General features: G+C 60.1%; 29 protein-coding genes. 16 read left to right on the top strand and 13 right to left on the bottom strand.

Translation table 11 applies throughout. The annotated features are described in order from the left end of the window. Positions 1-63 precede the first annotated feature (63 nt). The 16 genes from exeG (at position 64) to chbG (ending at position 13,273) form a co-directional block, all read left to right on the top strand. Positions 64-495, top strand: a complete 432-nt coding sequence (gene exeG / locus G5149_RS05620) for a GspG family T2SS major pseudopilin variant ExeG (RefSeq protein WP_005347518.1) — start codon at positions 64-66, stop codon at positions 493-495. Positions 496-542: 47 nt separating this feature from the next. Further along, entirely contained in the window at positions 543-662 is a 120-nt protein-coding gene (locus G5149_RS05625; protein WP_421211953.1) for a type II secretion system protein, read from the top strand. Further along, positions 659-1,225, top strand: coding sequence for a GspH family T2SS minor pseudopilin variant ExeH (exeH, locus tag G5149_RS05630; RefSeq protein ID WP_421211955.1), 567 nt, complete (start codon positions 659-661; stop codon positions 1,223-1,225). Before G5149_RS05625 ends, exeH begins: the two co-directional genes overlap by 4 nt. A gap of 82 nt (positions 1,226-1,307) precedes the next feature. Continuing rightward, positions 1,308-1,667 (top strand): GspI family T2SS minor pseudopilin variant ExeI, encoded by a 360-nt coding sequence (gene exeI / locus G5149_RS05635; RefSeq protein WP_005347523.1) that lies wholly within the window; start codon positions 1,308-1,310, stop codon positions 1,665-1,667. Next, entirely contained in the window at positions 1,664-2,404 is a 741-nt protein-coding gene (gene gspJ / locus G5149_RS05640) for a type II secretion system minor pseudopilin GspJ (RefSeq protein WP_216978318.1), read from the top strand. Before exeI ends, gspJ begins: the two co-directional genes overlap by 4 nt. Further along, positions 2,394-3,392 (top strand): GspK family T2SS minor pseudopilin variant ExeK, encoded by a 999-nt coding sequence (gene exeK / locus G5149_RS05645; protein WP_216978317.1) that lies wholly within the window; start codon positions 2,394-2,396, stop codon positions 3,390-3,392. The genes gspJ and exeK overlap by 11 nt, the downstream gene beginning before the upstream one ends. Positions 3,393-3,505: 113 nt before the next feature. Next, a complete protein-coding gene (exeL, locus tag G5149_RS05650; protein WP_421211958.1) occupies positions 3,506-4,690 on the top strand; it encodes a GspL family type II secretion system protein ExeL in 1,185 nt (394 codons plus the stop codon). Beyond that, entirely contained in the window at positions 4,687-5,178 is a 492-nt protein-coding gene (gene exeM / locus G5149_RS05655) for a GspM family type II secretion system protein ExeM (RefSeq protein WP_421211960.1), read from the top strand. Before exeL ends, exeM begins: the two co-directional genes overlap by 4 nt. Next, entirely contained in the window at positions 5,175-5,942 is a 768-nt protein-coding gene (gene exeN / locus G5149_RS05660) for a GspN family type II secretion system protein ExeN (RefSeq protein ID WP_421211962.1), read from the top strand. The genes exeM and exeN overlap by 4 nt, the downstream gene beginning before the upstream one ends. Before the next feature lie 614 nt (positions 5,943-6,556). Beyond that, positions 6,557-6,874 carry a PTS sugar transporter subunit IIB gene (locus tag G5149_RS05665; protein ID WP_005347542.1) on the top strand — a complete coding sequence of 106 codons (318 nt, stop codon included), beginning with the start codon at positions 6,557-6,559 and terminating at the stop codon, positions 6,872-6,874. A 14-nt stretch (positions 6,875-6,888) separates the two neighbouring features. Next, positions 6,889-8,250: a PTS N,N'-diacetylchitobiose transporter subunit IIC gene (gene chbC / locus G5149_RS05670; RefSeq protein WP_160881214.1), complete on the top strand. Its 1,362-nt coding sequence runs from the start codon at positions 6,889-6,891 to the stop codon at positions 8,248-8,250. A 68-nt stretch (positions 8,251-8,318) separates the two neighbouring features. Beyond that, positions 8,319-9,701, top strand: coding sequence for a glycoside hydrolase family 1 protein (locus G5149_RS05675; RefSeq protein ID WP_421211965.1), 1,383 nt, complete (start codon positions 8,319-8,321; stop codon positions 9,699-9,701). A gap of 23 nt (positions 9,702-9,724) precedes the next feature. After that, on the top strand, positions 9,725-10,078 hold the full coding sequence (chbA, locus tag G5149_RS05680) for a PTS N,N'-diacetylchitobiose transporter subunit IIA (protein ID WP_005350025.1): 354 nt from the start codon (positions 9,725-9,727) through the stop codon (positions 10,076-10,078). A 54-nt stretch (positions 10,079-10,132) separates the two neighbouring features. Then, positions 10,133-10,960, top strand: coding sequence for a transcriptional regulator ChbR (gene chbR, locus G5149_RS05685; protein ID WP_216978311.1), 828 nt, complete (start codon positions 10,133-10,135; stop codon positions 10,958-10,960). 145 nt (positions 10,961-11,105) lie between these two features. Continuing rightward, positions 11,106-12,452: a 6-phospho-beta-glucosidase gene (locus tag G5149_RS05690; protein ID WP_421211968.1), complete on the top strand. Its 1,347-nt coding sequence runs from the start codon at positions 11,106-11,108 to the stop codon at positions 12,450-12,452. Positions 12,453-12,505: 53 nt separating this feature from the next. Further along, on the top strand, positions 12,506-13,273 hold the full coding sequence (gene chbG, locus G5149_RS05695) for a chitin disaccharide deacetylase (protein WP_337072363.1): 768 nt from the start codon (positions 12,506-12,508) through the stop codon (positions 13,271-13,273). A 171-nt stretch (positions 13,274-13,444) separates the two neighbouring features. Here the strand turns inward: chbG and G5149_RS05700 are convergent, their stop codons facing one another. The 13 genes from G5149_RS05700 to G5149_RS05760 all read right to left on the bottom strand — a co-directional run bounded on the left by G5149_RS05700 (position 13,445) and on the right by G5149_RS05760 (position 25,559). After that, a complete protein-coding gene (locus G5149_RS05700; protein WP_216978308.1) occupies positions 13,445-15,085 on the bottom strand; it encodes a thiamine pyrophosphate-binding protein in 1,641 nt (546 codons plus the stop codon). A gap of 34 nt (positions 15,086-15,119) precedes the next feature. Then, positions 15,120-16,586: an aldehyde dehydrogenase gene (locus tag G5149_RS05705; RefSeq protein WP_005347561.1), complete on the bottom strand. Its 1,467-nt coding sequence runs from the start codon at positions 16,584-16,586 to the stop codon at positions 15,120-15,122. 11 nt (positions 16,587-16,597) lie between these two features. Continuing rightward, complete coding sequence (locus tag G5149_RS05710; protein WP_421211971.1) at positions 16,598-17,389, bottom strand: aspartate dehydrogenase; 792 nt, start codon at positions 17,387-17,389, stop codon at positions 16,598-16,600. Positions 17,390-17,397: 8 nt separating this feature from the next. Further along, positions 17,398-18,192 (bottom strand): SDR family oxidoreductase, encoded by a 795-nt coding sequence (locus G5149_RS05715; RefSeq protein ID WP_421211973.1) that lies wholly within the window; start codon positions 18,190-18,192, stop codon positions 17,398-17,400. A gap of 2 nt (positions 18,193-18,194) precedes the next feature. Next, a complete protein-coding gene (locus G5149_RS05720; protein WP_421211975.1) occupies positions 18,195-19,040 on the bottom strand; it encodes an alpha/beta fold hydrolase in 846 nt (281 codons plus the stop codon). Then, entirely contained in the window at positions 19,037-19,561 is a 525-nt protein-coding gene (locus G5149_RS05725) for a cupin domain-containing protein (RefSeq protein ID WP_421211977.1), read from the bottom strand. Before G5149_RS05725 ends, G5149_RS05720 begins: the two co-directional genes overlap by 4 nt. Positions 19,562-19,650: 89 nt before the next feature. Beyond that, positions 19,651-20,907 carry an MFS transporter gene (locus tag G5149_RS05730; RefSeq protein WP_421211979.1) on the bottom strand — a complete coding sequence of 419 codons (1,257 nt, stop codon included), beginning with the start codon at positions 20,905-20,907 and terminating at the stop codon, positions 19,651-19,653. A gap of 23 nt (positions 20,908-20,930) precedes the next feature. After that, positions 20,931-22,151, bottom strand: a complete 1,221-nt coding sequence (locus tag G5149_RS05735; protein ID WP_421211981.1) for an NAD(P)/FAD-dependent oxidoreductase — start codon at positions 22,149-22,151, stop codon at positions 20,931-20,933. Between the two features lie 3 nt (positions 22,152-22,154). After that, positions 22,155-23,087: a VOC family protein gene (locus G5149_RS05740; protein WP_421211983.1), complete on the bottom strand. Its 933-nt coding sequence runs from the start codon at positions 23,085-23,087 to the stop codon at positions 22,155-22,157. A 32-nt stretch (positions 23,088-23,119) separates the two neighbouring features. Then, positions 23,120-23,878 (bottom strand): SDR family oxidoreductase, encoded by a 759-nt coding sequence (locus tag G5149_RS05745; RefSeq protein WP_005347570.1) that lies wholly within the window; start codon positions 23,876-23,878, stop codon positions 23,120-23,122. Next, positions 23,871-24,905: an aromatic ring-hydroxylating oxygenase subunit alpha gene (locus tag G5149_RS05750; RefSeq protein ID WP_236348889.1), complete on the bottom strand. Its 1,035-nt coding sequence runs from the start codon at positions 24,903-24,905 to the stop codon at positions 23,871-23,873. Before G5149_RS05750 ends, G5149_RS05745 begins: the two co-directional genes overlap by 8 nt. Positions 24,906-24,936: 31 nt before the next feature. Then, entirely contained in the window at positions 24,937-25,236 is a 300-nt protein-coding gene (locus tag G5149_RS05755; protein WP_005347574.1) for a recombinase-like helix-turn-helix domain-containing protein, read from the bottom strand. A gap of 14 nt (positions 25,237-25,250) precedes the next feature. After that, complete coding sequence (locus G5149_RS05760; protein ID WP_005347576.1) at positions 25,251-25,559, bottom strand: non-heme iron oxygenase ferredoxin subunit; 309 nt, start codon at positions 25,557-25,559, stop codon at positions 25,251-25,253. Positions 25,560-25,653: the final 94 nt, after the last annotated feature.

Here is a 25,653-nt window from a genome sequence, read left to right on the forward strand (position 1 = left end):
TCGAACCCACCCAGTGATCACTCTCTGATGGGTCATCCCATCTCATTCGTTACGGAGCAACTCATGAACAAACGTCGTCAATCCGGTTTTACCCTGCTGGAAGTCATGGTGGTCATCGTGATCCTCGGTATTCTGGCCAGCCTGGTGGTGCCCAACCTGATGGGCAACAAGGAGAAGGCTGACCAGCAGAAAGCGGTCTCCGATATCGTGGCGCTGGAAAACGCCCTCGACATGTACAAGCTGGACAACAACCGCTACCCGACCACCGAACAGGGTCTGGAGGCACTGGTGACCAAGCCCTCCATCGATCCGGCACCGCGTAGCTACCGCGATGGCGGCTACATCAAGCGCCTGCCGCAAGATCCCTGGGGCAACCCCTACCAGCTGCTGAGCCCGGGCCAGTTCGGCAAGATCGATATCTTCTCCATGGGTCTGGATGGCGAAGCCGGTACCGATGACGACATCGGCAACTGGAACCTGAAGGATTTCCAATAAGTGATGTGCCGCCACCCCATGCAGTCCGCCTTGCTGGAGCAGCCTGAATGAGGGCTGCACCATCTGCCCGTTGTCAATCCGGCTTTACCCTGCTGGAGGTGCTGCTCGTTGCCATGTTGATGGGTCGGCTTGAGGCTACCGCTATGCAGTTGAGGCTGGTGCCATGAAACATACTCGCCAAGCTGGCTTTACTCTGCTGGAAGTGTTGCTGGTTGCCATGCTGATGGGGCTGGTGGCCACTGCCGTCACCCTCAGCATGGGGGGCGCAAAAGGTGACAGGGAAATCGACAAGCAGGCGCGCCGCCTGATGGCGACCCTGCAACTGGCGCAGGAGTATGCGGTGATGGATGGTCGACTGGTGGGCATTCGCATCGAGGATAACGGCTGGCAGTTTATGCAGCGTCAGGCCAGGGATCGCAAGTGGCTGGCCCTGGCCGGCGACAAACAGCTGGGCCCGGTACAACTGCCCGACGAGATGACCCTGACGCTCGAACTGGAGGGATTTGGCTGGCAGCCGGATCCCGATGAAGAGCGAGAAAAGAAACGGGATGCGAAGGAGCGTACCCCGCAGCTCCTTATCTTCCCCGGTGGTGAACTGACCCCCTTTACCCTTACCTTCAGCCAGCAGGGTGACGATGCGCGTTACACCCGCCTTGTCAGGGGTGACGAGTTTGGACGTCTCACCCTGTTCACCGGCGATGAGGATGAAAAAGGGAACAACCCATCATGAACGCCTGCAGGATGATGTTGTTTGATAAAGCTGTGATGGTGGCGCCACCGCTGTGCCAACTACGCCCTCTACAGGTGACACGATGAATGCGCGCGGCATGACGTTACTCGAAGTGATGGTAGCGCTGGCGGTCTTTGCCATTGCCGGTCTCGCGGTCATGAAGACCGCCAGCGAGCACCTCTCGGCCCTCAACTATCTGGAGCAGAAAACCCTGGCCACCTGGGTGGTGGAGAACCAGCTGGTGCAACAGAAGCTCGAGAACAAGTGGCCCGGCAACAGCTGGGTAGAGGGGGAGGAGCAGATGGCGGGCAGTACCTGGTACTGGCGCTATCGTGGCGTCGCGACCAGCGACAGCAACTTCAAGGCACTGGACATGGAAGTGCGCACCGAAGCCAGGGCAGAGAACCCGGTCGCCATGATGCGGACCTATATCAGCCGATGACCCAGCTCTTCGCCCGTACACCTCGCCCCATCCGCCAGGCCGGTTTCACCCTGCTCGAAATGCTGGTGGCGATCGCTATCTTCGCCAGCCTCAGCATGGGCGCCTATCAGGTGCTGCAGGGAGTGCTCACCAGTGACGAAGTGGCCAAGCGCAAGGAGGCCCGCATCAACGAATTGCAGCTCGCCTTCACCCTGCTGGAGCGGGATGTCACGCAGATGGTGCCGCGCAGCGGCCGCATCGAGGGGGAGAACAACAAGGTGCTGCTGGCGGCCTCCCGGTTCGGCCAGCAGAGCGATGACTGGGGTATGGCCTTTATGCGCAGCGGCTGGCTCAACCCCGATGGCATGCTGCCCCGCTCCCATCTGCAGCGGGTCGGCTGGCGGCTCAAGGGGCAGACGCTGGAGCGCCTCAGCTACCTCTATCCGGATCCGGTGATCGGCACCGAGCCACGTATCCAGCCGATTCTGACAGGGGTCACCGCCTTTCGCCTCTACTTCTACGACAAGGGCAACTGGAAGGAGGAGTGGACCCAACGCAGCGTGCTCCCCTACGGGCTGGCAGTGGAGCTGGATCTGGAAGATTACGGCACCATTCGTCGTCAGTTTCTGATTGGTGCCGGTGGCCAACGCGCCGAAGAGAACAGCCAGAGCAGCAACCCCGATCAAGGGAGCGGCAACGGCAATACCCATGGCGGTAATGGTGACAGCCAGAATGGAGGGGGCGCCAATGGGGGCTAATCTCCCGGGCCGCCAGCGCGGCATGGCACTGCTGGTGGTGCTGCTGATCCTCTCGGTGATGGTAATCATCGCCAGCAATATGAGCGGCCGCCTGCAGCTCGAGCTGCGCCGCACCGCCAACATCACCACAGGTAAACAGGCATGGTGGTATGCCCTCTCGGCTGAGGCGCTGGTGAGCAAGGTACTGGCCCAGGATTTCAAAGACAGCCCAGAGGTGGTGCACCTGGGTCAGAACTGGGCCCGCAAGGATGCCATCTTTCCGGTGGATGATGGCCAGCTCAAGGGCGAGGTGACCGACCTGCAATCCTGCTTCAACCTCAACAGCCTGAGCGTGGCATCGAAGGCGGGGAGCGACGAGGATCTGGCGCAGCAGCCCTATCCGGTGCAAGTGTTTCGCGCACTGCTCAAGGAGCTGGCGATGGATGATTACGAGGCAGCCCAGCTCACTGACGCCATCCGCGACTGGACGGACAAGGATACGGTGCTGGTCTCCAGCCTAGGGGCCGAGGATGCCTACTACGAGGGACTCAAGCCTCCCTACCTCACCGCCAACCAGTGGATGCTGGGCAAGGATGAGCTGCGGGCGGTGCGCGGGGTGACGGCCAGGGTCTACGCAAAACTGGCCCCCTACGTCTGCGCCCTGCCAAACGACAAGCTGAAGATCAATATCAACACCCTGCTGCCCGAACACCCCGAGCTGCTGGCAGCCCTCTATCTGGGCAAGATTGGCAGCGATGACGCCAAGCGGGTACTGACCGAGCGGCCGAAGAAGGGGTGGAAAGAGAGCAAGCTGATGACGGATCAGCTGCCCGTACCTCTTGAAACCGTCAAGGGGCTCAAGGAGGCGCTGGTGGTCAAGAGCGACTTTTTCGAGGCCCACGTGGTCGCCGAGGTCGGTGACAACCGCGCCTGGCTGGAGAGCACCTTCCAGCGGGGCAAGGACAACAAGCTGGTCATGCTGCGCCGCCTCAATAGCGGCGCCGAATAAACAACGCTGGCGGGAGCGACTCCCGTCAGGGAAAACATTGGATGCAGCCTGCGGGCTGCGCACCGGTTGCGTGGGCCTGGCCCACACGAACCGGTATCGCAGGAGAGAGAGGCGTGAGCGAGAGTCTGGTCATCCGTCTGGGGACCACTAAACAACAACCGGTCGCCTGGCTGGTCTGGTCGAGTCAGGAGCAGGAGATCATCGCCTCCGGCGAGCTCCCTTCGGCCGATGCGCTGAGCGAACTGCAGGAGCGTGCTGGCGGCCGCCCCGTGGTCACCCTGGTGCCGGGCAGCGATCTGATATTCCGTCGGGTCACCCTGCCAGGACGATACAACCGTCAATCGGCGGCAGCCCTCCCCTATCTGCTGGAGGAGCAGATCGCCTCCGATGTGGATGAGCTGCATCTGGTGGTACTGGCTCACGACGGCCCGCAGGTAGATCTGATGGCGGTGGATCGGCAGAAGATGGCCCAGTGGCTCGGCTGGCTAGAGACAGCAGGACTCAAGAGCCTGCAACTGCTGCCCGATGTGCTGGCGCTGCCACAGGCCGCTGATGGCTGGTCTGCGCTGCAGCTCGGCAGCGAGTGGCTGGTACGCCAGGGCCCCTGTCAGGGGATCGTCGCCGACGAACCGCTGCTGGCCATCTTGCTGGCAACCGAAGTCGAGCCAGTCACCATCCACAGCCACACACCGGAGCCCGCCATTGCCGCCGCCAACTGGCAGGCGGCGGAGCCCGAACTCCCCATGCTGCTGCTGGCCAAGGGGGCCCTCACCTGCCGGGCCAACCTGCTGACCGGCCCCTACCGACCACAGACCGAATATGCCCGCTACTGGCTGCAGTGGCGCAAGGTGGCCATCACCGCAGGTCTGTTGCTGCTGGTGGCGCTGGGCCAGCGCGGCGTGCAGCTCTATCAGCTCACCGAGCAGGACAAGGCGCTGAAAGCGGAGATCCGCGCCGTCTATACCCGCATCTTCCCGGGAGAGAGCCGCATCGTTAACGTGCGCAGCCAGATGACCCAGCACCTGAAACAGATAGGACAGGCCCCGCAAAACGGCGTGCTGCTGATGCTCACCGAACTGGCCCCCACCTTTGCCGAAGTGCCCGGCCTCAAGCCACAGGTGATGCGTTTTGACGCCAGCCGTCGCGAACTGCGGCTGCAGGTGACCGCCCCCGGTTTTGCCGAGATCGAGCGGTTCCGCGAGCTGGCGGGCAAGCAATTCGAGGTACAGCAAGGCGAGGTGCGCAGCACCGAGGGCAAGGTTGAAGGGGCGCTGGTGCTCAAGGGTAAATCATCATGATGGAAAAATTGCAGGGCTGGTGGCACGGCATCACAGCACGGGAACAGCGGCTGGTGGTCGCAGGCGGCGTTCTGCTGCTGGTCGGCCTCTTCTACTGGAGTGTCTGGCATCCTCTCAACAACCGCATCGCCGAGCGCGAACGCCAGGTGCAAAACCAGCAGCAGACCCTCGCCTGGCTCAAGGAAAAAGGTGAAGTGGTGTTGGCCATGCAAGGGAGTACGGGGAGTCAGATCGACACCAGCGGCACCCTGGAGGGGGTGGTCAACCGCACTGCCTTCAACCACAAGATCAAGATTGCCCGGCTGCAACCCCAGGGGCAGGAGCTGCAGGTGTGGATCGACACGGTCCAGTTTGATGACTTGCTGCTCTGGCTCTCCACCCTGGTGGAGCAGCACGGCATTCAGGTTCAAATCATCGAGATCGCCCGCGAGGATCTGGCCCCGGGTCTGGTCAAGGTCAGACGTTTGCAGTTGAGCCGTCCACAATGAAAAAACGCATCCTGATTGCCAGCCTGTTTCTGGCCACCTATCTGGTCTTCCTGCTCGCCACCCTGCCCGCAGCACTGGTAGCGCGCTATCTGCCGCTGCCTGCCAACATTGCCAACCGGCTGAAACTGGAAGGGGTGAGCGGCACCCTCTGGAGTGGCCAGATCGCACGACTGCAATATGCCAGCGAATCGGTGAACCAGTTGCGTTGGGATCTCAACGGCTGGTCGCTGCTACGCTTCGCTCCCGAAGTGACCATTCGCTTTGGCGATCGCAACGGACTCAACGGTCAGGGCGTTGTCGGCTGGAATGGCGCCGCCTTCGGCCGCGACCTGACCCTCAATGCCCCCGCCCCCTGGTTGCTGAGCCGGGTGCCGATGCGACTGCCGCTCCCGATCACTGTCACCGGTCAGCTGCAGCTCAAAGTGGAGCAGTTTGCCCAGGGTAACCCCTGGTGTGACAACCTCTACGGTAACCTCGACTGGTACAACGCCAGCGCCGATACCCCGGCGGGCAAGCTGGATCTGGCCGATCCTGAGCTGAAGATCACCTGCCTCGACTCCAGACTGGTGGCCGAACTCAAGCAGGGCTCCGATGCGGTGCAGACCATGGGTCGCCTCGAGCTGCAACCCAATGGCCAATACCTGTTTCAGGGTACCCTGAAGCCAGGCCCCGAATTGCCGCCGCAGATGCAGCAAGGGCTCCCCTTCCTCGGTCAGCCCGACAGTCAGGGCCGCTTCCCCCTGCGCTACCAGGGGCGGATCTAATTCACCATCCCACCAACCCCGGAGCCACGCCGGGGTTGTTTTTTCCTCTTTGTACCTCTCCTCTCACTAAACTGACCCCCTCAGCCCTTACTCATTCTGCTCTTACGTACCGTCACGTCCCCTGCCCCCCTCTCCTTCAACCCGATCAGCGCAGCAACAACCAACCTCACCGGCCAATCCATTTGCCGCCAATGGTCAATGAGCGAACATCGAGCTGAAAAAGCAGCAACTCGCCACAACAAAATTAAATATCAATCAGGTTGCATTAATTGATAAATGTGAGCTGTCACCCGTTATTGATCTTTTCCAGCCAAATTACAGCCGCCCACCAGAGCATAAAAATAACTAACTGAAAAATAACAACTAAAAAAGAAAAACATCTTCTTTACGCCCCATTTCATCTCATTTCCTTTGTGCCCACCCATCAGAAGTGTGAGCAACGGCAAAACGGCAGGTCAACCAAAGACAATTGATATAAGTATCGAAATACCAGATGCAAAGCAGAGGTCGATACAATCAGGTCAACTGGAGATGATTGATTTGTCTTGCTAGCGCGACAGGCACGCATCTCGACTGATCTGTCCATTTGATTTTCAAGCGTTGAGGGAAGGGTTATGGAAAAGAAGCGTATCTACCTGTTTTGCTCTGCGGGCATGTCCACATCACTGCTGGTCTCAAAGATGAGGGCCCAAGCGGAAAAATATGATGTGCCGGTGCTGATCGATGCCTACCCGGAGACTCTGGCTGGCGAGAAGGGACAGGATGCCGACCTGGTGCTGCTGGGGCCACAAATCGCCTACATGCTGCCGGAGATCCAGCAACAGCTGCCGGGCAAACCGGTCGAGGTGATTGACACCCTGCTCTACGGCAAGGTCGACGGGCTGGGCGTGCTGAAAGCCGCCGTCGCCGCCATCAAGAAGAGCCTCGCATAGGTAAGGAGATCCCTGTGAGCAACATCATCGCATCGTTGGAGAAGGTCATACTGCCCATTGCCGTCAAGCTGGGCAAACAGCCTCATGTCAACGCCATCAAGAACGGCTTTATCAAGATGATGCCCCTGACACTGGTCGGGGCCATGTTCGTACTGATCAACAACGTGTTCCTGAGCTTTGGCGAAGGATCCTTCTTCTACTCCATCGGTGTGCGGCTCGATCCTGCCACCATCGCCACCCTGGACGGCCTCAAGAGCATCGGCGGCAACGTCTATAACGGCACTCTGGGGATCATGTCCCTGATGGCCCCCTTCTTTATCGGTCTGGCGCTGGCCGAAGAGCGCAAGAGCGATCCCCTGGCATCGGGCCTGCTCTCGGTAGCGGCCTTTATGACCGTCACCCCGTTCAGCGTGGGCGACGCCTATGCGGTGGGCGCCAACTGGCTGGGCGGAGCCAACATCATTTCCGGCATGCTGATCGGTATCGTCGTGGCCGAGATGTTCGCCTTTATCGTCCGTCGCAACTGGGTGATCACCCTGCCTGACAGCGTGCCGGCCTCGGTCTCCCGCTCGTTCTCCGCGCTCATTCCGGGCTTTATCATCCTATCCATCATGGGGGTCATCTCCTATCTGCTGAGCGATGCGGGTACCAACTTCCACCAGCTGATCATGGACAGCATCGCCAAGCCGCTGTCCAATATGAGCGGTCTGGTCGGCTGGGTCTATGTGGTGTTCTCCTCCTTCCTCTGGTTCTTCGGGGTACACGGCATGCTGGCGCTCACCGCGCTGGAATCCGGCATTCTGTTCCCCTTCGCCCTGGAAAACGTCGCCCTCTACAACCAGTACGGCTCGGTTGAAGCGGCGCTGGAGGCAGGCAAACAGTTCCACTTCTGGGCCAAACCGATCACCGACTCCTTCGTCTTCCTCGGCGGCACCGGTGCCACCCTTGGCCTTATCCTGGCCATCTTTATGGTCTCCCGTCGCGATGACTACCGTCAGGTGGCCAAGCTGGGCCTGCCCTCCGGCCTGTTCCAGATCAACGAGCCCATCCTGTTCGGCTTGCCGGTCATCATGAACCCCATCCTGCTGGTGCCCTTCATTCTGGTGCACCCGGTACTGATGGGGATCACCATGGCGGCCTACTACGCCGGGATCATCCCGCCTATCACCAACATTGCGCCCTGGACCATGCCAACCGGCCTGGGTGCCTTCTTCAACACCAACGGCAGCGTGGCCGCCTTCTGTCTGGCGATATTCAACCTGGGGGTCGCGACCATGATGTATATCCCCTTCGTGTTGATTGCCAACAAGGCGCAGAACGTCATCGATGAAGAAGAGGAGAGCGAAGAGGATATCGCTCTGGCTCTGAAGTTCTGATAACAGCCATTCCAATGACAGCAAGGGAGGAGCAAAACTCCTCCCCTAACAGCCTGGAGAAGTAACCCATGCAGTATCGTTTTCCGGATAACTTCTGGTGGGGCAGCGCCAGCTCGGCCCCGCAGATGGAAGGCGCCGCCAACCGCGGCGGCAAATCCGCCAATATCTTTGACTACTGGTTCTCCATCGAACCGCAGCGTTTCCACAACGGGGTCGGCCCGACCGACACTTCCACCTTCTATGACAACTTCGAGAGCGACATCAAGCTGCTCAAGCAGCTGGGGCACAACAGTTTTCGCACCTCCATCTCCTGGTCACGGCTGATCCCGGACGGGGTGGGCGAAATCAACCAGGAGGCGGTCAGCTTCTACAACGCCGTCTTTGACCGGCTGCTGGCCGAGGGGATCACCCCGCTTATCAACCTCTACCACTTCGACATGCCGATGTGCATGCAGGAGCGTGGCGGCTGGGAGAGCCGGGAAGTGGTGGCCGCCTATGTGCGCTACGCCACCCGCTGCTTCGACCTGTTTAGCGGTCGCATCAAGCACTGGTTCACCTTCAACGAGCCGATTGTGCCGGTCGAGTGCGGCTACCTTGGCCACTACCACTACCCCTGCGTGGTCGATTTTGGTAGGGCGGCCACCGTCGCCTACCACACCGCGCTGGCCCATGCCGGTGCCGTGCAGGCCTATCGCGCCTGCCAGCATGATGGCGAGATCGGCATCATCCTCAACCTGAGCCCGACCTATCCCCGCTCGCAGGATCCGGCAGATCTCGCCGCCTCCCGCATCGCGGATCTGCTGCTCAACAAGAGCTTCCTCGATCCGGCCCTGAAGGGGAGCTACGACCCCGAGCTGGTCGCGCTGCTAGAGCAGTACGACTTGCTGCCGCAGATCGAAGAGGGTGACAAGGCGCTGCTCGCCGCCGGCAAGGTGGATATCCTCGGCATCAACTACTACCAGCCGCGCCGGGTCAAGGCCAAAGAGGTGGCGTGGCAGGGTGTACCGCGCACGCCGGAAGATCTGTTCGACTACTACGAGATGCCGGGCCGCAAGATGAACCCCCACCGCGGCTGGGAGATTTACGAAAAAGGGATCTACGACATCCTCACTGACCTGCGAGTCAACTACGGCAACCTGCCCTGCTACATCTCGGAAAACGGCATGGGGGTCGAAGGGGAAGAGCGCTTTATCGGTCCCGAGGGACGGGTGGAGGATGACTACCGCATCCAGTTCATTCGCGAGCACCTCAAGTGGCTACATCGCGCACTGGAAGAGGGCAGCGCCTGTCGCGGCTATCACCTGTGGACCTTTATCGACAACTGGTCGTGGCTCAACGCCTACAAGAACCGTTACGGCTTCGTCCGCCTCGATCTCAAGAGCCAGCAGCGCACCATCAAGAAGAGCGGCTACTGGTTTGCCGAGGTCGCGCGCAACCATGGTTTTAATTAACGCATTTACGTAAGGAACGACACATGTTCGATCTGGACAACATCACTGAAGAGGCCACCACCAGCAACGATCTGGAAGAGGTGGTAATGGGGCTTATCATCAACTCCGGGCAGGCCCGCAGTCTCGCCTACACCGCGCTGAAAAAGGCCAAGGAGGGGGACCTGGCCGCCGCTCACCAGCTGATGGCCCAATCCCGCGAGGCGCTCAATGCCGCCCATCTGGTGCAGACCCAGCTGATCGAGGACGATCAGGGGGAAGGCAAGATCCCGGTCACCCTGGTGCTGGTCCATGCCCAGGATCACCTGATGACCTCCATGCTGGCCCGTGAGCTGATCAGCGAGCTGATCGAGCTGCACGAAAAGCTGCAGAACCAATAACCTCCGGACGGGGCGAGAGGCCCCGTCATCGGCCCGCAGATCAGGAAGCGACTCATGAGCGTCAAGACAATCCGGGAATCCGAACTGTTTAACAACAAACCGTTCCACATGTTCATCTACAACAAACAGGTGAGCGGAACCGGTTTGCACCAGCATGACTATTACGAGTTCACCCTGGTTTTGACCGGCCGCTATTACCAGGAGGTCAACGGCAAGCGGGTACTGCTGGAGCGGGGGGACGTGGTGTTTATCCCGCTCGGCTCCCGCCATCAGAGCTTCTACGAGTTCGGCACCACCCGCATCTTCAACGTCGGGATCACCCGTACCTATTTTGACGAGCACTTCAAATACCTGCTGCCGGAACACTTCGTCGCCTCACAGGCCTATGCGCTCAAGAGCGAGTTCCTCAGCTATATCGAGTCGGTACTGGTCTCCCCGGGCTTTCGGGAAGAGGCGCTGACCGAATTTCTCGAAGTGGTGACCTACGCGGTGATGAACCGGCTGCGTCACTACAAGGACACCTCCGCCAGCGATGATCTTCCGCTCTGGCTCCACGAAACCGTGGAGCGGATGCACGATCGCCCCCTCTTTGCCGAGGATGCGCTGGCCAACATGGTCTCCCTCTGTGGCAAGAGCCAGGAGTATCTGACCAGGGCCACCCGGCGTTACTACAACAAGACGCCGATGCAGATCATCAACGAGATCCGGATCAACTACGCCAAGATGCAGCTGGAGGTGACCAACAACTCGGTGGCCGATATCGCCTTCGAGACCGGCTACAACGACGTCAGCCTCTTTATCAAAAACTTCAAGAAGCTGACCTCGTTTACCCCGGGCAGTTACCGCAAATATCTCTATCCGAAATTCGAAAGTTCAGCCTGAGACCTGCGAGTTGCTGACCTAAACAACCCGGTTCAAGAGAACCAACCCATTGTCACCAGCCCCTGCCACAGAGGGCTGCGGCCCCTCTCACCCTGATGACAGAGCGGCCACCATCAAACCGATAAAGATCGATGAAGAGGGATTTATGAGCGAGAAGATCAAGGTAGTCACCATAGGCGGCGGCAGCAGCTACACCCCCGAGCTGGTCGATGGTTTCATCAAGCGCTACGCCGAGCTGCCCATCAGCGAGCTGTGGCTGGTGGATATCCCCGCTGGCGAAGAGAAACTGAACATCATCTTCGATCTCTGCCAGCGGATGATCCGCCAGGCGGGCATCCCCATGACCCTGCACAAGACCCTGGATCGCCGCGAGGCACTGGTGGGCGCCCACTTCGTCACTACTCAGCTGCGGGTCGGCCAGTTGCAGGCGCGGGAGAAGGATGAGCGCATCCCCTTGAGCCACGGCATGCTGGGGCAGGAGACCAACGGTGCAGGCGGCCTGTTTAAAGGGCTGCGCACCATTCCGGTCATCTTCGACATCATCCGCGACGTCGAAGAGCTTTGCCCGAATGCCTGGCTGATCAACTTCACCAATCCGGCCGGCATGGTGACCGAAGCGGTGCGCCGTCATACCAACTTCCGCCGCTTTATCGGGGTGTGCAACATTCCGGTCGGCATGCAGATGTTTGTGCGTGATGCCCTCAAACTGACCGAGCAGGATCACCTCTCCATGGATTTGTTCGGTCTCAATCATCTGGTCTTTATCGGCGATGTGCTGGTCAACGGCGAATCCCGCTTTGACGAGCTGCTGGAAGGGGTCGCCGATGGCAGCCTGACCCGCGCCAGCTCGGTCAAAAACATCTTCGACCTGCCGTTCGACCCCGGTTTTATCCGCGGCTTGCGCCTGCTTCCCTGCTCCTACCTGCGTTACTACTTCAAGGAGAAAGAGATGCTGGGGATCGAGATGGGCGAGTTCTATAAAGGCGGCGCCCGGGCTCAAGTCGTGCAGCAGGTCGAGAAGAAACTGTTCGAGCTCTACCAGAACCCCGAGCTGTGCGAGAAGCCCAAGGAGCTGGAGCTGCGTGGCGGTGCCTACTACTCCGATGCGGCCTGCGAAGTGATCAGCGCCATCTACAACGACAAGCAGAGCGAGCACTACGTCATCGTGCCCCATCAGGGCCATGTCACCAATATCCCGGCCGACTGGACGGTGGAGATGAGCTGTCTGATCGGGCGGGATGGCGCCATCCCCCACCCGCGTCTCACCCGCTTTGACGACAAGGTGAACGGGCTGGTGCACCTCATCAAGAGCTTCGAGATCGCCGCCGCCAAGGCAGCCATCAGTGGCAACTTCGATGACCTGCTGCTGGCGATGAACCTCAACCCGCTGATCCACTCCGACAACGATGCCCGCATCGTCGCCCGCGAGCTGCTGCTGGCCCACCGCGAACACCTGCCCAACTTCGCCGCCGCCATCGACGCCCTCGCCTGAGGCCAGCACGCCCCGCCCGAACCGGCGGGGCGCTTAACCGCAAGGGAACCCTCATGAGCAAGAGATTGATCATCAACGCCGACGACTTCGGCCTCTGCCGCGCCCAGAACTACGGCATCATAGAGGCGTTCGAGCACGGGGTCGTCAGCTCCACCACTGCGATTGTCACCTCCCCCGCCATCGACCATGCCGCCTGGCTGGCCAAACGCTTCCCCGAGCTGCCAGTCGGGCTGCACTTTATGCTCAGCTGGGGAAAACCGCTCACCCCGCTCACTTCACTGGTGAACGAGCAGGGTGAACTCAACAAGGGGATCTGGCACAAGAGCGAGGCGAGCGAGCTGGATCTGGCCGAGATATCCGGCGAGCTGGCGAGTCAGTATCAGCGCTTTGTCGAGATCTTCGGCCAGCAGCCGACCCATATCGACAGCCACCACCATGTTCATATGTTGCCGACCATCTACCCGCTGGTGGAGGCCTTCGCCAAAGCGCATGGCCTACCCCTTCGCATCGACCGGGGCGAAATCGCCCGCCACGGTCTGACCGTTAACCACCCGCAGAGCTGCGATCGGTTCGACGACCGCTTCTACGGCGCACAGCTGACCCAGGCCAACCTGCTGCAACTGCTCGATGAAGCCAGTGAACAGGGGGCCCATTCGCTCGAGGTCATGTGCCACCCCTCCTTTATCGATCTGGAGATGCAGGGCAGCTCCTACTGCCAACCCCGCCTCAACGAACTGGCCATCCTAACCGATCCGGCCCTGCCCGCTCTTATCACCGAGCGCGGTTACCACCTTGCCAGCTATCGGGATTGGCGATCTTAAGCTCAGTAAACAGACCGTTAGCTGCCGGGGAAACGAAAGAAGCAGGCAAGCGTGTGCGCCAGCAAGTCAGAAGGCCCCTCGGGGCCTTCGTCTTTGGTCGCTGCATTTTCCGAACAATATCCGCCCTGAATATCCTGAAAATGCCGCTATTTCCCGCTTGAGGTGACCCGCTCAATAGAGCTTTTTCTGTGGGGGGCCTGCGAAGTTAAGGGGGCCAATGCCTTGCATCTTCACTTCGATCAGCGCCGGCCCCTTCAGGGCACAAGCCTGCGCAATGGCTTGTTCAAAGCCCGCCAAATCGGACACTTGCCAACTGGCCAGCCCGATAGATTGACCCAGGGCCCTGAAATCCGGGGTGTGCAGCTGATTAAAGTACTGACGGCCACCAAAATAGTGGTTCTGGATGCCGCGCATCACCCCATAGCCCCCGTCGTTCATCACCAGCAGGACCAGGTTGGTTTGCTCTTGCACCATAGTGGCCAGCTCGCCAACCCCCAGCATCAAGCCGCCATCCCCTACCAGGCCCACCACCTTGCGCGTCGGGTTCGCTATAGCAGTGCCGATCGCCATACTCAGCCCCATGCCGATCGCCCCCGCCAGGGAGTGAATATTAGTATTCGGTGCCCAGATGGGAAACAAACGACTACCCCAGGTACTGCCAGACATGGTGATGTCACGCACCAGAATCGCATCTTGAGGCAGGGCCTGGCGCAGTTGGCCACAGAGGGTGGCATAGGGGCCAAGTTGCTCGGTGAGCGCGGCAATGGCACTGCCTTTGGCCTCACTGATCGCCTGATCAAACGCTCGATTGACCTTGGTTTCCCCCTGCAAGCTGTCGCGCAGCGCCGCCAGTACCACCTTGGCATCGCCGCACACGAAGTGATCACTGGCGTAGTTGCGCGACGCCGCGCCGGGGTGAGCATCCACCTGATAAAGGGGACGGGGCAACGCCAGGCTATAGGTGCGGGTTTCATTGCTGCGCAACCGTGAGCCGACCACAATAGCCAGATCGCACTGCGCCATCAGGGCTTCCACCGCCGCGGCGTTATGAAACGCCCCCAGGCTGCGCGGATGCTCATCTGACAAGATGCCGCGGCCATGGGTCGAGGAGATCACCGCGACCCCTAGATCGGCCAGGGCCAAGACCTCCTCATGGCACGCGAGCGCGCCACCGCCGACCCACAGCAGCGGCTGCCTGGCCGTTTTCAGGGCGGCGACCAGCTTTGCCAGATCCGGCGCAGCCGGTGCGGGAAGCTGCAGGGGGGCGATCGGGCCGAGCTCGGCGGGCAGGGTGATCTGCGCGGCCTGCACATCGATGGGGATCTCGACACTCACCGGCCCCATGGGGACTGTTGTCGCAATGCGGATGGCATCAAGCAGCACTCCCACCGCCTGCTCCGGGCTGTTGATCCGAAAAGCCGCCTTACTGCTGGCTTTGAGAAATGTCAGCTGATCCCGGGTCTCATGGATAAAACTGGCATCCCGATCAAGGTATTCCCGCTCGACCTGACCGGTGAGATGCAGTAGCGGGCTCCCGGCGTTGAGCGCCTCCAGCAAGCCTCCCACCCCGTTACCTGCCCCGGCACCGGTACTGGTGATGGCCACCCCCAAGCCGCTAAAGCGTCCGTGTGCATCGGCCATGGTGACCGCCCCCGCCTCTCCTCTTGCCGCCACAAACCGGATCCGCTCCCGTCGCCCGATGGCATCGGCGATGGGCAAATTGTGGATAGAGATGACCCCATAAACCGAGCCAACCCCATGGGCTTCCAATACTCTGGCGATGGCTTCGCCCACATTGACTTGATTGCTCATGACCTTTCCTTACTCTGTTCAGTGGTTGGCCCGGTTAGTTGCACCAGGGATTGGGTTGATCGCCAAGGCCCAGATAGACACTCTTCTGCTGCATGTATGCGAACACGCCCTGACGCCCCTTTTCCCGGCCAAGCCCGCTCTCTTTGAAACCGCCGAAGGGAGCCGAGACGGAGAATTTTTTGTAGGTATTGATCCAGACAGTGCCCACCTCGAGCCTGCGCGCCAACGCCCAGGCCCGGCGAAAATCTTCACTCCAGATCCCGGCGGCCAAACCAAACACACTGTCGTTGGCCTGTTGCAACAACTGCGCGTCGTCCGCGAAAGGCAGCACCACCAGCACAGGGCCGAAGATCTCCTCCTGACACACCCGGGCTTGATTGGAGAGACCGGTAATAATGGTGGGTGGATAGAAACTGCCCTTGGCATATTCAGCGCCGGTCAGGCGAGCACCGCCGCACAACACCTGCCCCCCTTCCGCCTTGGCCAACGCCACATACTCATCGACTGACTGCAGATGGGATTCACTGATCAGCGGCCCTATGTGTATCCCCGGCTGCTCAGGGTGGCCAATTCGCAGCTCCCGGGTCAACGCCAGCAAGCGGGTGAGAAACGCTTCATATAACGACTGATGCACAAACAGCCGCGCCCCTGCGATGCAGGCCTGCCCTGCCGAGCTGAAGATGCCATATACCACCCCTTTGGCAGCCAACTCGAGGTTCGCATCCGCCAGCACTATGGTCGGTGACTTGCCGCCAAGCTCCAGCGAGGTGGGGATGAGCTTGTCGGCAGCGATATGGGCCAGCCGTCGCCCGGTATTGGTACCGCCCGTGAACGAGATCTTTTTAACCAGCGGATGGCGAGCCAGCGCCTCACCAACGATGGAACCCCGTCCCGGCAACACGCTCAATAACCCCTTGGGCAACCCCGCCTCTTCAAAGATACGGGCCAGCGCCAGTGCCGCCAGCGGAGTGGCATCGGCCGGCTTGAGCAGCACCGCATTGCCCCCCGCCAGAGCAGGGGCAATCTTCTGCATCTCGCTGGCGATGGGGGAGTTCCACGGGGTGATCGCGGCCACGACGCCTAACGGCTCATGGACGCTGAGGGTCATGAAGTCCGGCGATCTCGGAGTTGGCAACTGCTCATCGAGGGTCTCGCAGACGGCCGCAAAGTAGCGGGCCGTACCGGCGGCACTGGCGACCAGCCCACGGGTCTCCTGCAGCGGCTTGCCGTTGTCTCTGGTTTGCAGCCGCGCCAGCTCTTCACTGCGCAGTTCGATAAGATCCGCGACCCGATAGAGCACTGCGGCCCGTTGGTGGGGCAGGCTATGGCGCCAGGAGGGATCACGCCAGGCCCGCTCGGCCGCCTCGACGGCCTCTGCCACATCCTCCACGCTGGCAGTACTGATCTGATCATTGATGCTGCCATCGGCAGGAAAATAGCTGGTGCTCACCGGGCCACGCCCCTGGCGCCATTCACCCGCGATATAGATAGGTTTCACCATGTTGCTGCTCCTTAAATAACCAGGCTGTCGCTACATTGGCGACAGGCACGCACCACGCTCAGTGCAGCCAGCGTGGAGGTTTTCGGATTGGCCTCCAGCGGGAAACCGCTCATGGCGATATCGAGTTCACCAAACCGACCACACGCTTTGATTTGGTGCTGGTTGCGCCCAATCGTCGGGTCGACAACCAGTTCAACCTGAGTACGATCCATGCCCAACCCGGCCAGCGCGATGGTGGCAGCCACGTTGGCATTAGCAGGAAACAGCATGGCCGCCTCCCGGGCTGACCCGCGAAAGAAAGTTGTCGGTTCAGAGATCCGGGCCAGATCGATCAATCGCTCGGCATAACTCCCTCGCCAACTCTGGGGACTCTTGCGCCCCTGATAGGTGACCGACTCCAGCCCCCCCTCGCGGGCGGCGGCCAGACCATCGATCCCGGCGATGGCTCCGGCGAGCACCAGCATGGTGCCGCCCCCCTGACGGGCGGCCTCCCGCAGTTGCCGGGTGAGGGTCTCATCGGCCAGCGCGCCCGCCGAGATGAGCCCCAGCGTCCAACCCCGGGTCAATATCGCCGCCCCGTGCTCACGCACGGCCGCCTGCCCGGCACACTCCACCACCAGATCCGGGCTTGCCGTACACTCTTCAATCCGGCTCAGCACCGTCACGGCGGGTCCCAACTCGGCTTGCACCAGTGCCACGCTGGCCGGGGGCACCACGACCCATTTCAGCATCAGATCCTCAGGCAGCAGCGTCATCACCTCACGGGCCATGGCACCAAAGCCCACCATCATCAGTTGTTTCATCATCTCTCCTAGAGGTGCCTGTTAAAGCCACCCGAGACATCGAGCGCTGCCCCGGTGGTATAGGCCGCCAGTGGCGAGGCCAAAAAAATCAGCGCACGGGCAGGCTCTTCGGGTTTGCCCAACCGTCCCATGGGTATGCCCCTGCGTGCAGCGATCCCCTGTGTCCACTCCTCCCAACTCAGCTGTTGCTCGCTGCGTTCGGCAAAGCGGCGACGCCACTGCTCCGACTCCACCATGCCGAGCAAGATGGAATTAACCCGGATCCCCTTGGCGGCAAACTCATGAGCCAACGAGTGGGTCAGGTTTAACAGGGCTGCCCGAGCGGCCGAGGTCGCAATCATGTGTGGCTCTGGCTGTAATGCCAGCAACGAATTGACATTGGTGATGGAGGGGCATGGCGAGCGCGTCAGCTGATCCAAAAAAGCCTTGATGGGATAGATGACACTGAATGTTTTCAGCCGGCTCTCTGCCAGCCACTGCTCATCGTCGGTCTGCTCAAAGTTGGAGACACGTCCCTGACCGGCGTTGTTGATCAACATGTCGGTACCGCCAAAACGGGCCTCGACCGCCGCAGCAAAGGCCGTCACCGCCTCTTTATCGAGTACATCGCACGGGTAAGCCATGCAGTTGTCCTCGGAAAAGCTGGCCAACATCTCGGCCAGCGAGGCAGCCAAACGCTCGGTATTGCGTCCACACCAGGCCACTCGAGCCCCCTCGGCCAGTAACAACCGCACGGTTTCCAGCCCGATCCCCGATGAGCCGCCCGTTACCACGGCTACCTTGCCTTTCACGTTAAAACTCACGGTTATCCCCCTCGATTGGTTAATAAAGCGACCAGTTGCACAACGGCCCGGCTAAACGCCGCAGGTTGATCGATATAACTGGCATGACCCGCCCCCGGCAGAGGCTCGCAATGAGCATTGCCATGCCCGGCAGCCAGGGCCAGCACCCCTACGGGTGGCGTAATGACATCCTCTTCGCCATAGATCACCCCGATCGGAGCGGGATAGCGCGCCAGATAATCACGAATATCGTCATAGGCCAGCAGATAGGAAGCAGCCTCGAAGCCCACCTGGGTCAACCCGGTCATGCTGTTGGCAACCAGCGCCAACTGGGCCTTATTTGCGCTGGGGCCCAGCAGCACAGGGCCACGGGCGGCCGCGAGCCCAGCGTGGCCCAGGGTGCGCAACATCTCGGGGCGCTTGCGATGGACCTGCTCCCGCATCTCAGGTTCGTCCCGGCCATAACCCTGTGCGGGATTGGCCAACAGCAGCCCCCTGACGCTATCGGGTTGTTCACTGGCATAAGCTGCGGCCACCATGGCCCCCAACGAATGCCCCAGCAACAGCGGTTGCTCCAGCTCAAGGGCAATGATCAACTGATGCAGCACTCTGGCATACGCCCGGGCGTCCGGAGTTGAACCTGGCAGCGGGTCACTCTGGCCATAGCCGGGCATATCCCACGCCACCAGGGTGAACTGCGCAGCCAACTGCTCCAATTGGCACACCCAGGAGCCGGAGCCGGAGCTGATCCCATGCAGTAACAGCAACACGGGCCCCTGCCCAACCCGACGATAGGCCAACTGACGCCCGGCCAGCATCGTCCGTTGCAACGGGAAGTCAGTGAGACGAGCGACCAGATCGCCCATCATGAGACCCGCTTGATCTTGGATAACGGGTGGATGTCCGGGTAGGTGGGCGTGGTCGGCTTGCTGGCCCCCAGCATCACGCACATCAGTGCATCCTCCTCACCATGGTTCAGCAGACCACGATAAATTCCCGGCGGAATGGAGATAAGATCCCGCTCATTAAGTTGGGTCTCAAATTTTTCCCCTTCGAACTCGACGAACAGGGTTATCGAGCCACGCAGCATGAAAAACACCTCTTCTACATCGTCATGGAGATGCAGCGGCCCTTCACACTGGGCAGGCAGCACCATGGTAGAGAAAGTGAAATGCTCGGAGGGGACGGTATTGCTGTCGCTCTGTACCCCTGTGGCCCCCGTGCCCATGTAGCGCATCTGGGCACGGCGATATTTAGGGTCATAGTCAGCCTGGAATTTCAGGGCATCGAAGTCATAGCGACGGGTGCTAAAGCGGGCGATGCGACTATCCAGCCACTCTCCCAGACTCTTGTCAGCGGGTTTATTCCAGGTGGCAAATTTCGCGTTCATAGTGCGTTTCCTCTCAGTGGTTATTGCTCAGTTTCAGATAAAGAGCGCCCCTTCCGCGGCAACGGAATAAGCAGCCAGTCAGGTCAGGATCAGTACTTTTTAACGAGGGGGAGCAGCAGCAGCGAACCGAGCACGGCCACCCACACCAGGAACATCAGTCCCAGATTGAAGTCTCCGCTCCGGGTCACTATGTAGCCCATCAATACCGGGGCGGCAGACCCTGCAAAGTTGCCAAAGCCGTTGAAAATCCCCCCTGCCGTCGCACTCACTTCTGCCGGCGTGAGCCGGGCCAGCAAGGCAAACACGGCTGACACACCAAAGCCCCAGCTCATGGCACTGACCGACAGGGCCAGAATCGCCAGCACAGCATCATGGAGCTGCAACACCAGATAGAGCGAGCACCCGGCGAGAAACAGACCGGCAAATACCTGCACCGCCCGCTTGCCTGTTTTGTCAGAGAGGAAGGCTCCCGCTATCTCTCCAAACAGCATGGCGATGAAGGGCAGTGACGAAAGTGCGCCGAAGGAGGCAAGATCCACCCCTTTCTCTTCGATGAGGTAGCTGGGCAACCAGCCGTTCACCCCCCAGAGATAGGTCAACAAGGCGGCATTAAAGAGACAGAGGGCCCAAAACGAGGGGGACCTGCACAATTGCTGACTATTGTGAAAGTGCTGCAGCCAGGTCACCCGCTTCTTCGGCGAACCATCAGCACTGCCACTGTTCAGTGAGACCCCCTTCAGACCCCAGTAGACCACCATCAAGGTCGCCAGCGTCAACCCGGCCATCACGAAGAAGGTCATCTGCCAACCGTAGCGATGGAGGATAAAGGCGGTAATGGGGAAGCCGAGCGCAGCGCCTATCGGAGTGCCCAGCAGAAACATGGTACTGGCCCTGGCCTGCTGCCCCGAGTTGTAACACTGTTTGACGATGCTATAAGCCAGCGCAAACAGCGGGCCTTCGGCAATCCCTAGCAGAACACGCAACACCAGCAGTTGTTCATAACTGGTCGCCATGCCCATCATGGCCATCAATATTCCCCAGGAGGCCACGCCAGTCAGCAGGCAGGTTCGCGGGTTGATGATGTCGCCGATAAAGCTCAGGCAGACAGATGAGAGGCCATACGCCAGCAAGAAACTGCTCATCAACCAGCCCAGCCTGGTCTTGTCAGCCCCGATGCCCATTGCATTCTGAAACACCGGGTCCGAGAACAGCACTGCAATACTGATCTTGTCAAAGAAGGCCAGCACCACACACACCATGAGCACGACGGAGATAGACCATCGCCGGAACAGGCTCGCAGAAGCGGGCTTGTCGGTCATCAGCAGGGTTTCTTTTATGGTTTCCATACTTGTTTAACCTTGTCGTCCTGTTACGGTTTCAGCGTCATCAGATTGACTGTGATGTCAGCCAGTTGTCCGGCAGGCAGCAGAGTCCCCCCCTTGAGCCATCGTTTGCCAAGTTTCATCAACCTGGCGTCATTGACCGTCACCATGGACTCCAGTCGCCCTTCTGCATCCAGATAGATAAATGAACGCTGATGTTCCCCGTAGTAGCGCTCAACCAGGCGGCTGGCGTGATTGGCCGGAGTGCCCAATATCTGGATATTGCAGTCATATTGATCCGACCAAATCCAGAGTGCCTCCCGATACTCGCAAGGCTCACCCAGCATCGACTTGGCCACGCTGATGGCCTGATTCTGGGCATTGGCCCAAGACTGCACGCACATACCCAGCGTGGGGTGAACGGCCACATCCCCCGCGGCATAAATATCCGGGTGGGATGTCCTGCCGAACTCATCGACCAGCAGACCATTATTGACGGCCAACCCCGCATCGCGGCCCAGCTCGGAGGCTATTTCCGCCCCGGCCCCCACCACTACGGCGTCCACCTCCTGCAGCAACTGACCCTCTCGCAGCAGTCGGACTGCCCCACCGTCGGTCACCACCAGATCAATGGCGCCACACGCCAGCTGAACGTCAACCCCCTGCTCCTGGTGCAGCTTCATAAGAAACGCCGACAGCTCGGGCCTCACACTGCGGGCACACAACCGGCTTGCCTGTTCGAACAGGCTCACAGCTACCCCGTTGGTTCGCGCCGTCGCAGCCACCTCCAGGCCAATCCATCCGCCACCCAAAATGGCCAGACGCTTGCCGGGCAGCAGTCGCTCACGCAGACGGATGGCATCTTCGACGGTGCGCAGGGTAAAGACGTGGGGCAACCCCAACCAGTCTCGCACCGGAACACGGGCCCGGCTGCCGGTGGCGATCAGCAGTTTGTCGTAGGCCAGGGTCGCCCCGTTGGCCAGGCTTACCTGCCGCTGCTGCGGGTTGATGGCCGTTGCCAGCACAGGTTTGTGCCAATCGATATCCATGGCGGTAATCGCCTCGTCGGAAAAGAGTTGCAACGCCGCCGGGGCCATAGTCCCCGCCAATACCTGTTTGGAGAGGGGGGGGCGCTCATAGAACACCTGCTCCTCGGCAGAGATCACCGACAAACGCCCCTGATAGCCCTGTTGCCTCAGGGTGTGTGCAGCCCAGGCCCCAGCCTGCCCTGCACCGATGATCACAATCCGGCTGATGGTTGGATGCATGGCTCAGACCTCCTGCTTGAGCTGCCGCCGGGTACGGCTATCGAGCCCCCCCTCAATAGCCCACTCGGTAAAGAGCTCCAGACGATGTTCCATGGTGCGGGGCTGCCACTCCAGGGTCAGATAATCATCGTTGGTGTAGTACTCGAACGCCCCGCCCAGTGGGCTGTTGACATACCAGAAGTAGGCCGACGAGATCGGGTGACGACCCGGCCCCATAAAGGTGGACCAGCCATGTCGATTCATCGCCAGGCCAGCGCCAACCACCTCGTGAATATCTCGCACCGTGAAAGCCACATGATTGAGCCCCGCCGATTTGCCCGGCACATGCAAGAGGAAGAGGTCATGATGGTGCCCTTCCGCGGCGCAGCGCATGAAGGCGCCCTTACCCTGATAGCAGTCAGAGAGATGGAAACCGAGTCGATCACGGTAAAATGCTTCTGTGCGGGCAAGGTCAGGGGTAAAAAACACCACATGTCCGATCCCGATGGGTTCACCACGCTCATAGACAGGGCTGGCCTCATTGATCCGGCGAATATCCCCATGTTGATTAATCGGCGTCACCCATAACTCGACCGGTCGCTGCGCACTCAATTGAAAACTCAGGGTCATGCCATTGGGGTCCTGGCAACTCAGACGCCCTTCCTCGCTTCGCAATGACGGATGCCCCGCCAGCCGCTCGGCCAGTTGCGCCAGACACTCCGGGCTGGCCACGCCCCAAACCACCTCGCGCAGCGTCGAGCCGCTCTCGAAGGCCGCCGGCAAACGGGGGTCATCCACCTCGAACAGATAGACCCGACTCTGATTAAGCGTCAGGAAGAGATCCGCCCCGGCGATATCACTGCTGGCCCGGCGCAACCCGAAATCAGCAAGAAACGCGGCTGCCTTGGCTCTGTCGATCACCCCGAACTTCAGGGTTTCAATTCCAGTAATCTTCATGCTCACACTCTCTTAATTGGGATGTCATCCGCTCAGTTGAAGACAAAACCGCCGTTAACCGGCAGGTTCTGACCCGTGACAAAGGAAGCGAGATCAGACAACAGATAGAGCACGGTGCCGTTTACATCCTCAGGCACCTGCGGCCGGTTGATGGCCCGCCCGTCGACATAGTGCTGATGACGCGATGCAGGGACATAGGTGGTCGCCTCAACCTGCGTCAGGCCAGGACTGATCGCGTTGACGCAGATGTTATACTCCCCCAGCTCGCGAGCCATGGAGCGGGTCATTGCCAGCAAGGCCCCTTTACTGGCCACGTATGCCATTAATCTGGGGGCCCCCCACAATGCGGTGTCGGACGCGATATTCACCACCTTGCCGGCACCGGACACCTTGAGATAAGGCACTACCGCCCGGGTCATCAGCCAACTGCCACGGACATTGACCTGCATGACGCGATCCCACACCGCCACATCCAGCGCCAGCATGTCGACGCCACCAATACCGGTCGCGATGGCACCGCAATTGACCAGCCCGTCGAGCCCGCCCAGTAGCTGAGCTGCATCATGGGCGCAGCGGGCAATGGAGTCCGGATCAGCCAAGTCCAATGACAGGCCATGTGCCATACATCCCTCGGCAGACAGCGCCCTGGCACCGGCTAACACCTGCTCGGCAAGAATGTCCGCCATCACCACACTGGCACCCGCCGCACAGGCGGCCCTTGCAAACTCCAGCCCCAGCCCTCTGGCCGCTCCGGTGATCAGCAATCGTTTGCCCGACAGCAACCTAGACATCGCTCACAGCCTCTTCCCTGACTTGCAAGCGGGCCAGTTGCTGCTCTGCCATCTTCTTCATCAATCTGCGCAGCCGCGACAACCCCACATCATGCTGATAAAGAAACTCGTGTTCGCGGGCATCGGGGGCCATCTGTTCAAGGATCACCCGGTCTTGCTCCAGCACATCCCAGTGCAACTTTTCCAGATGGTTGCGATAGAGGAAGCGCCACACATTGCGCTGCCAACCGCTGACCTTGCGTGCGCGCCAGAAGAATACCCGGGTGTGGTGCTCGTCTACCGGGGTGGCGAAACCGACAATCCAGAACTCGCCGCCCGGCCCAAACTGCGGACGATAGGGGATCGACAGGCGCAACCAGAAAGTTCCGCTGCTGCCAAATTCCACCCAGTCGAAGTTGACACCACTTTGGCCGGTTTTCTCGAAGATGAATCCCTGTTCCGTGTTGCGAGCCCGCATATCAGCACTCTTGTCCCCTTCGGCCATGGAGTGGGAAGTGCAATGCAGGTAGCTGCCATGCATGGGATCCATCACGTTATCCACCGCATAGCGGTAGTTGACCGCCCAATCGGCTTGACAGAGGAAGTGGCTCCACTCCTCACTTTCCAACTGTTCCGGCAGCACCAGCTCTGCGGGTGTGCTCTCCGCTTCCAGGCCAAACCACAGAAAGATAGCGCCGTGCTTCTCGATGACCGGATAAGAGCGCAGGCACTTGCTGCCAGTCATGGGACAGGCATCGACTGCCGGCACATCGGTCACCACGCCCGCGCCATTTACCTCCACGCCGTGATACCAGCAAGCCACCCGATCCCCCAGATTCCACCCCAGAGAGAGCCGGGCTCCCCGGTGAGGGCAACGATCTTCCAGCGCGTTAACCTTCCCCTTGGTATCGCGCCACAGCACGATATGTTCACCAAGACGCGTGATACCTACCGGATTGCTGCTCACTTCCCAACTGGATACCACCGGATACCAGAGATCCTTGAGACCCAAATTCAGGTGATGCTCCAGTGCACTTTGTTGCTTCATCGTGTTCTCCTCGCTATCTGCAGTGGGCCGCTCAGTAACCGAGGCGGGCCATCTCATCCTGAAAATTGGTACAACTCCACGGATCGCCCGCCTCATTGCGCAGTCCAGACCGATTGAGGGTCTCTACAAGGGACTCCAGCTCGGTAATGCCCTCGGCAAAGGCCTTCTCCAGTTGACTCACCAGCGCCAGCTCATAAGCGGTCGGCTCGCGGTAGCGGTTCTGCCATATCAGGTTGACCGTCTTGCCCGGGATCTGAATGTTGTTTTGCCCGGCCTCAGCACTGGGCTCCTTATTGAGCCAAGCGGCCAGTTTGGGATTGAAATTCTCCATTCACTGCTTCCTCGTCATGCCATGTGAAGGAGTACGTCGTCGCCTTCGACGCGTACCTCGTAGGTGTTCAAATCGCGGCAACCCGGGCCGCTTTGCAGCTTGCCGGTGGGTATATCGAAAATAGCCTCATGCAGCGGGCACTCAACCGTGCGCCCTTCCACGAACCCCTCACTCAGCAGGGCGTAGGCATGGGGGCAGATATCCTCGATGGCATGAAGCTGCCCCTCGATCATGAATATCCCAACCGCTTTCCCCTCGACATTGAGCGCCAGATGCTCCCCATCCGAAATCGCACTCAATTTACAAACCGGCATCCAACTCATCTCGCCTCCGAAAAATTCACTATAGAAACATTTTTTCGTATGCAAACACGTTAATCGCCAAGAGCAACCCATGTCAATGGGTTGTGTACTTTTT

Source organism: Aeromonas sp. 600479, from assembly GCF_049175515.1.
Lineage (GTDB): Bacteria > Pseudomonadota > Gammaproteobacteria > Enterobacterales > Aeromonadaceae > Aeromonas > Aeromonas veronii_A.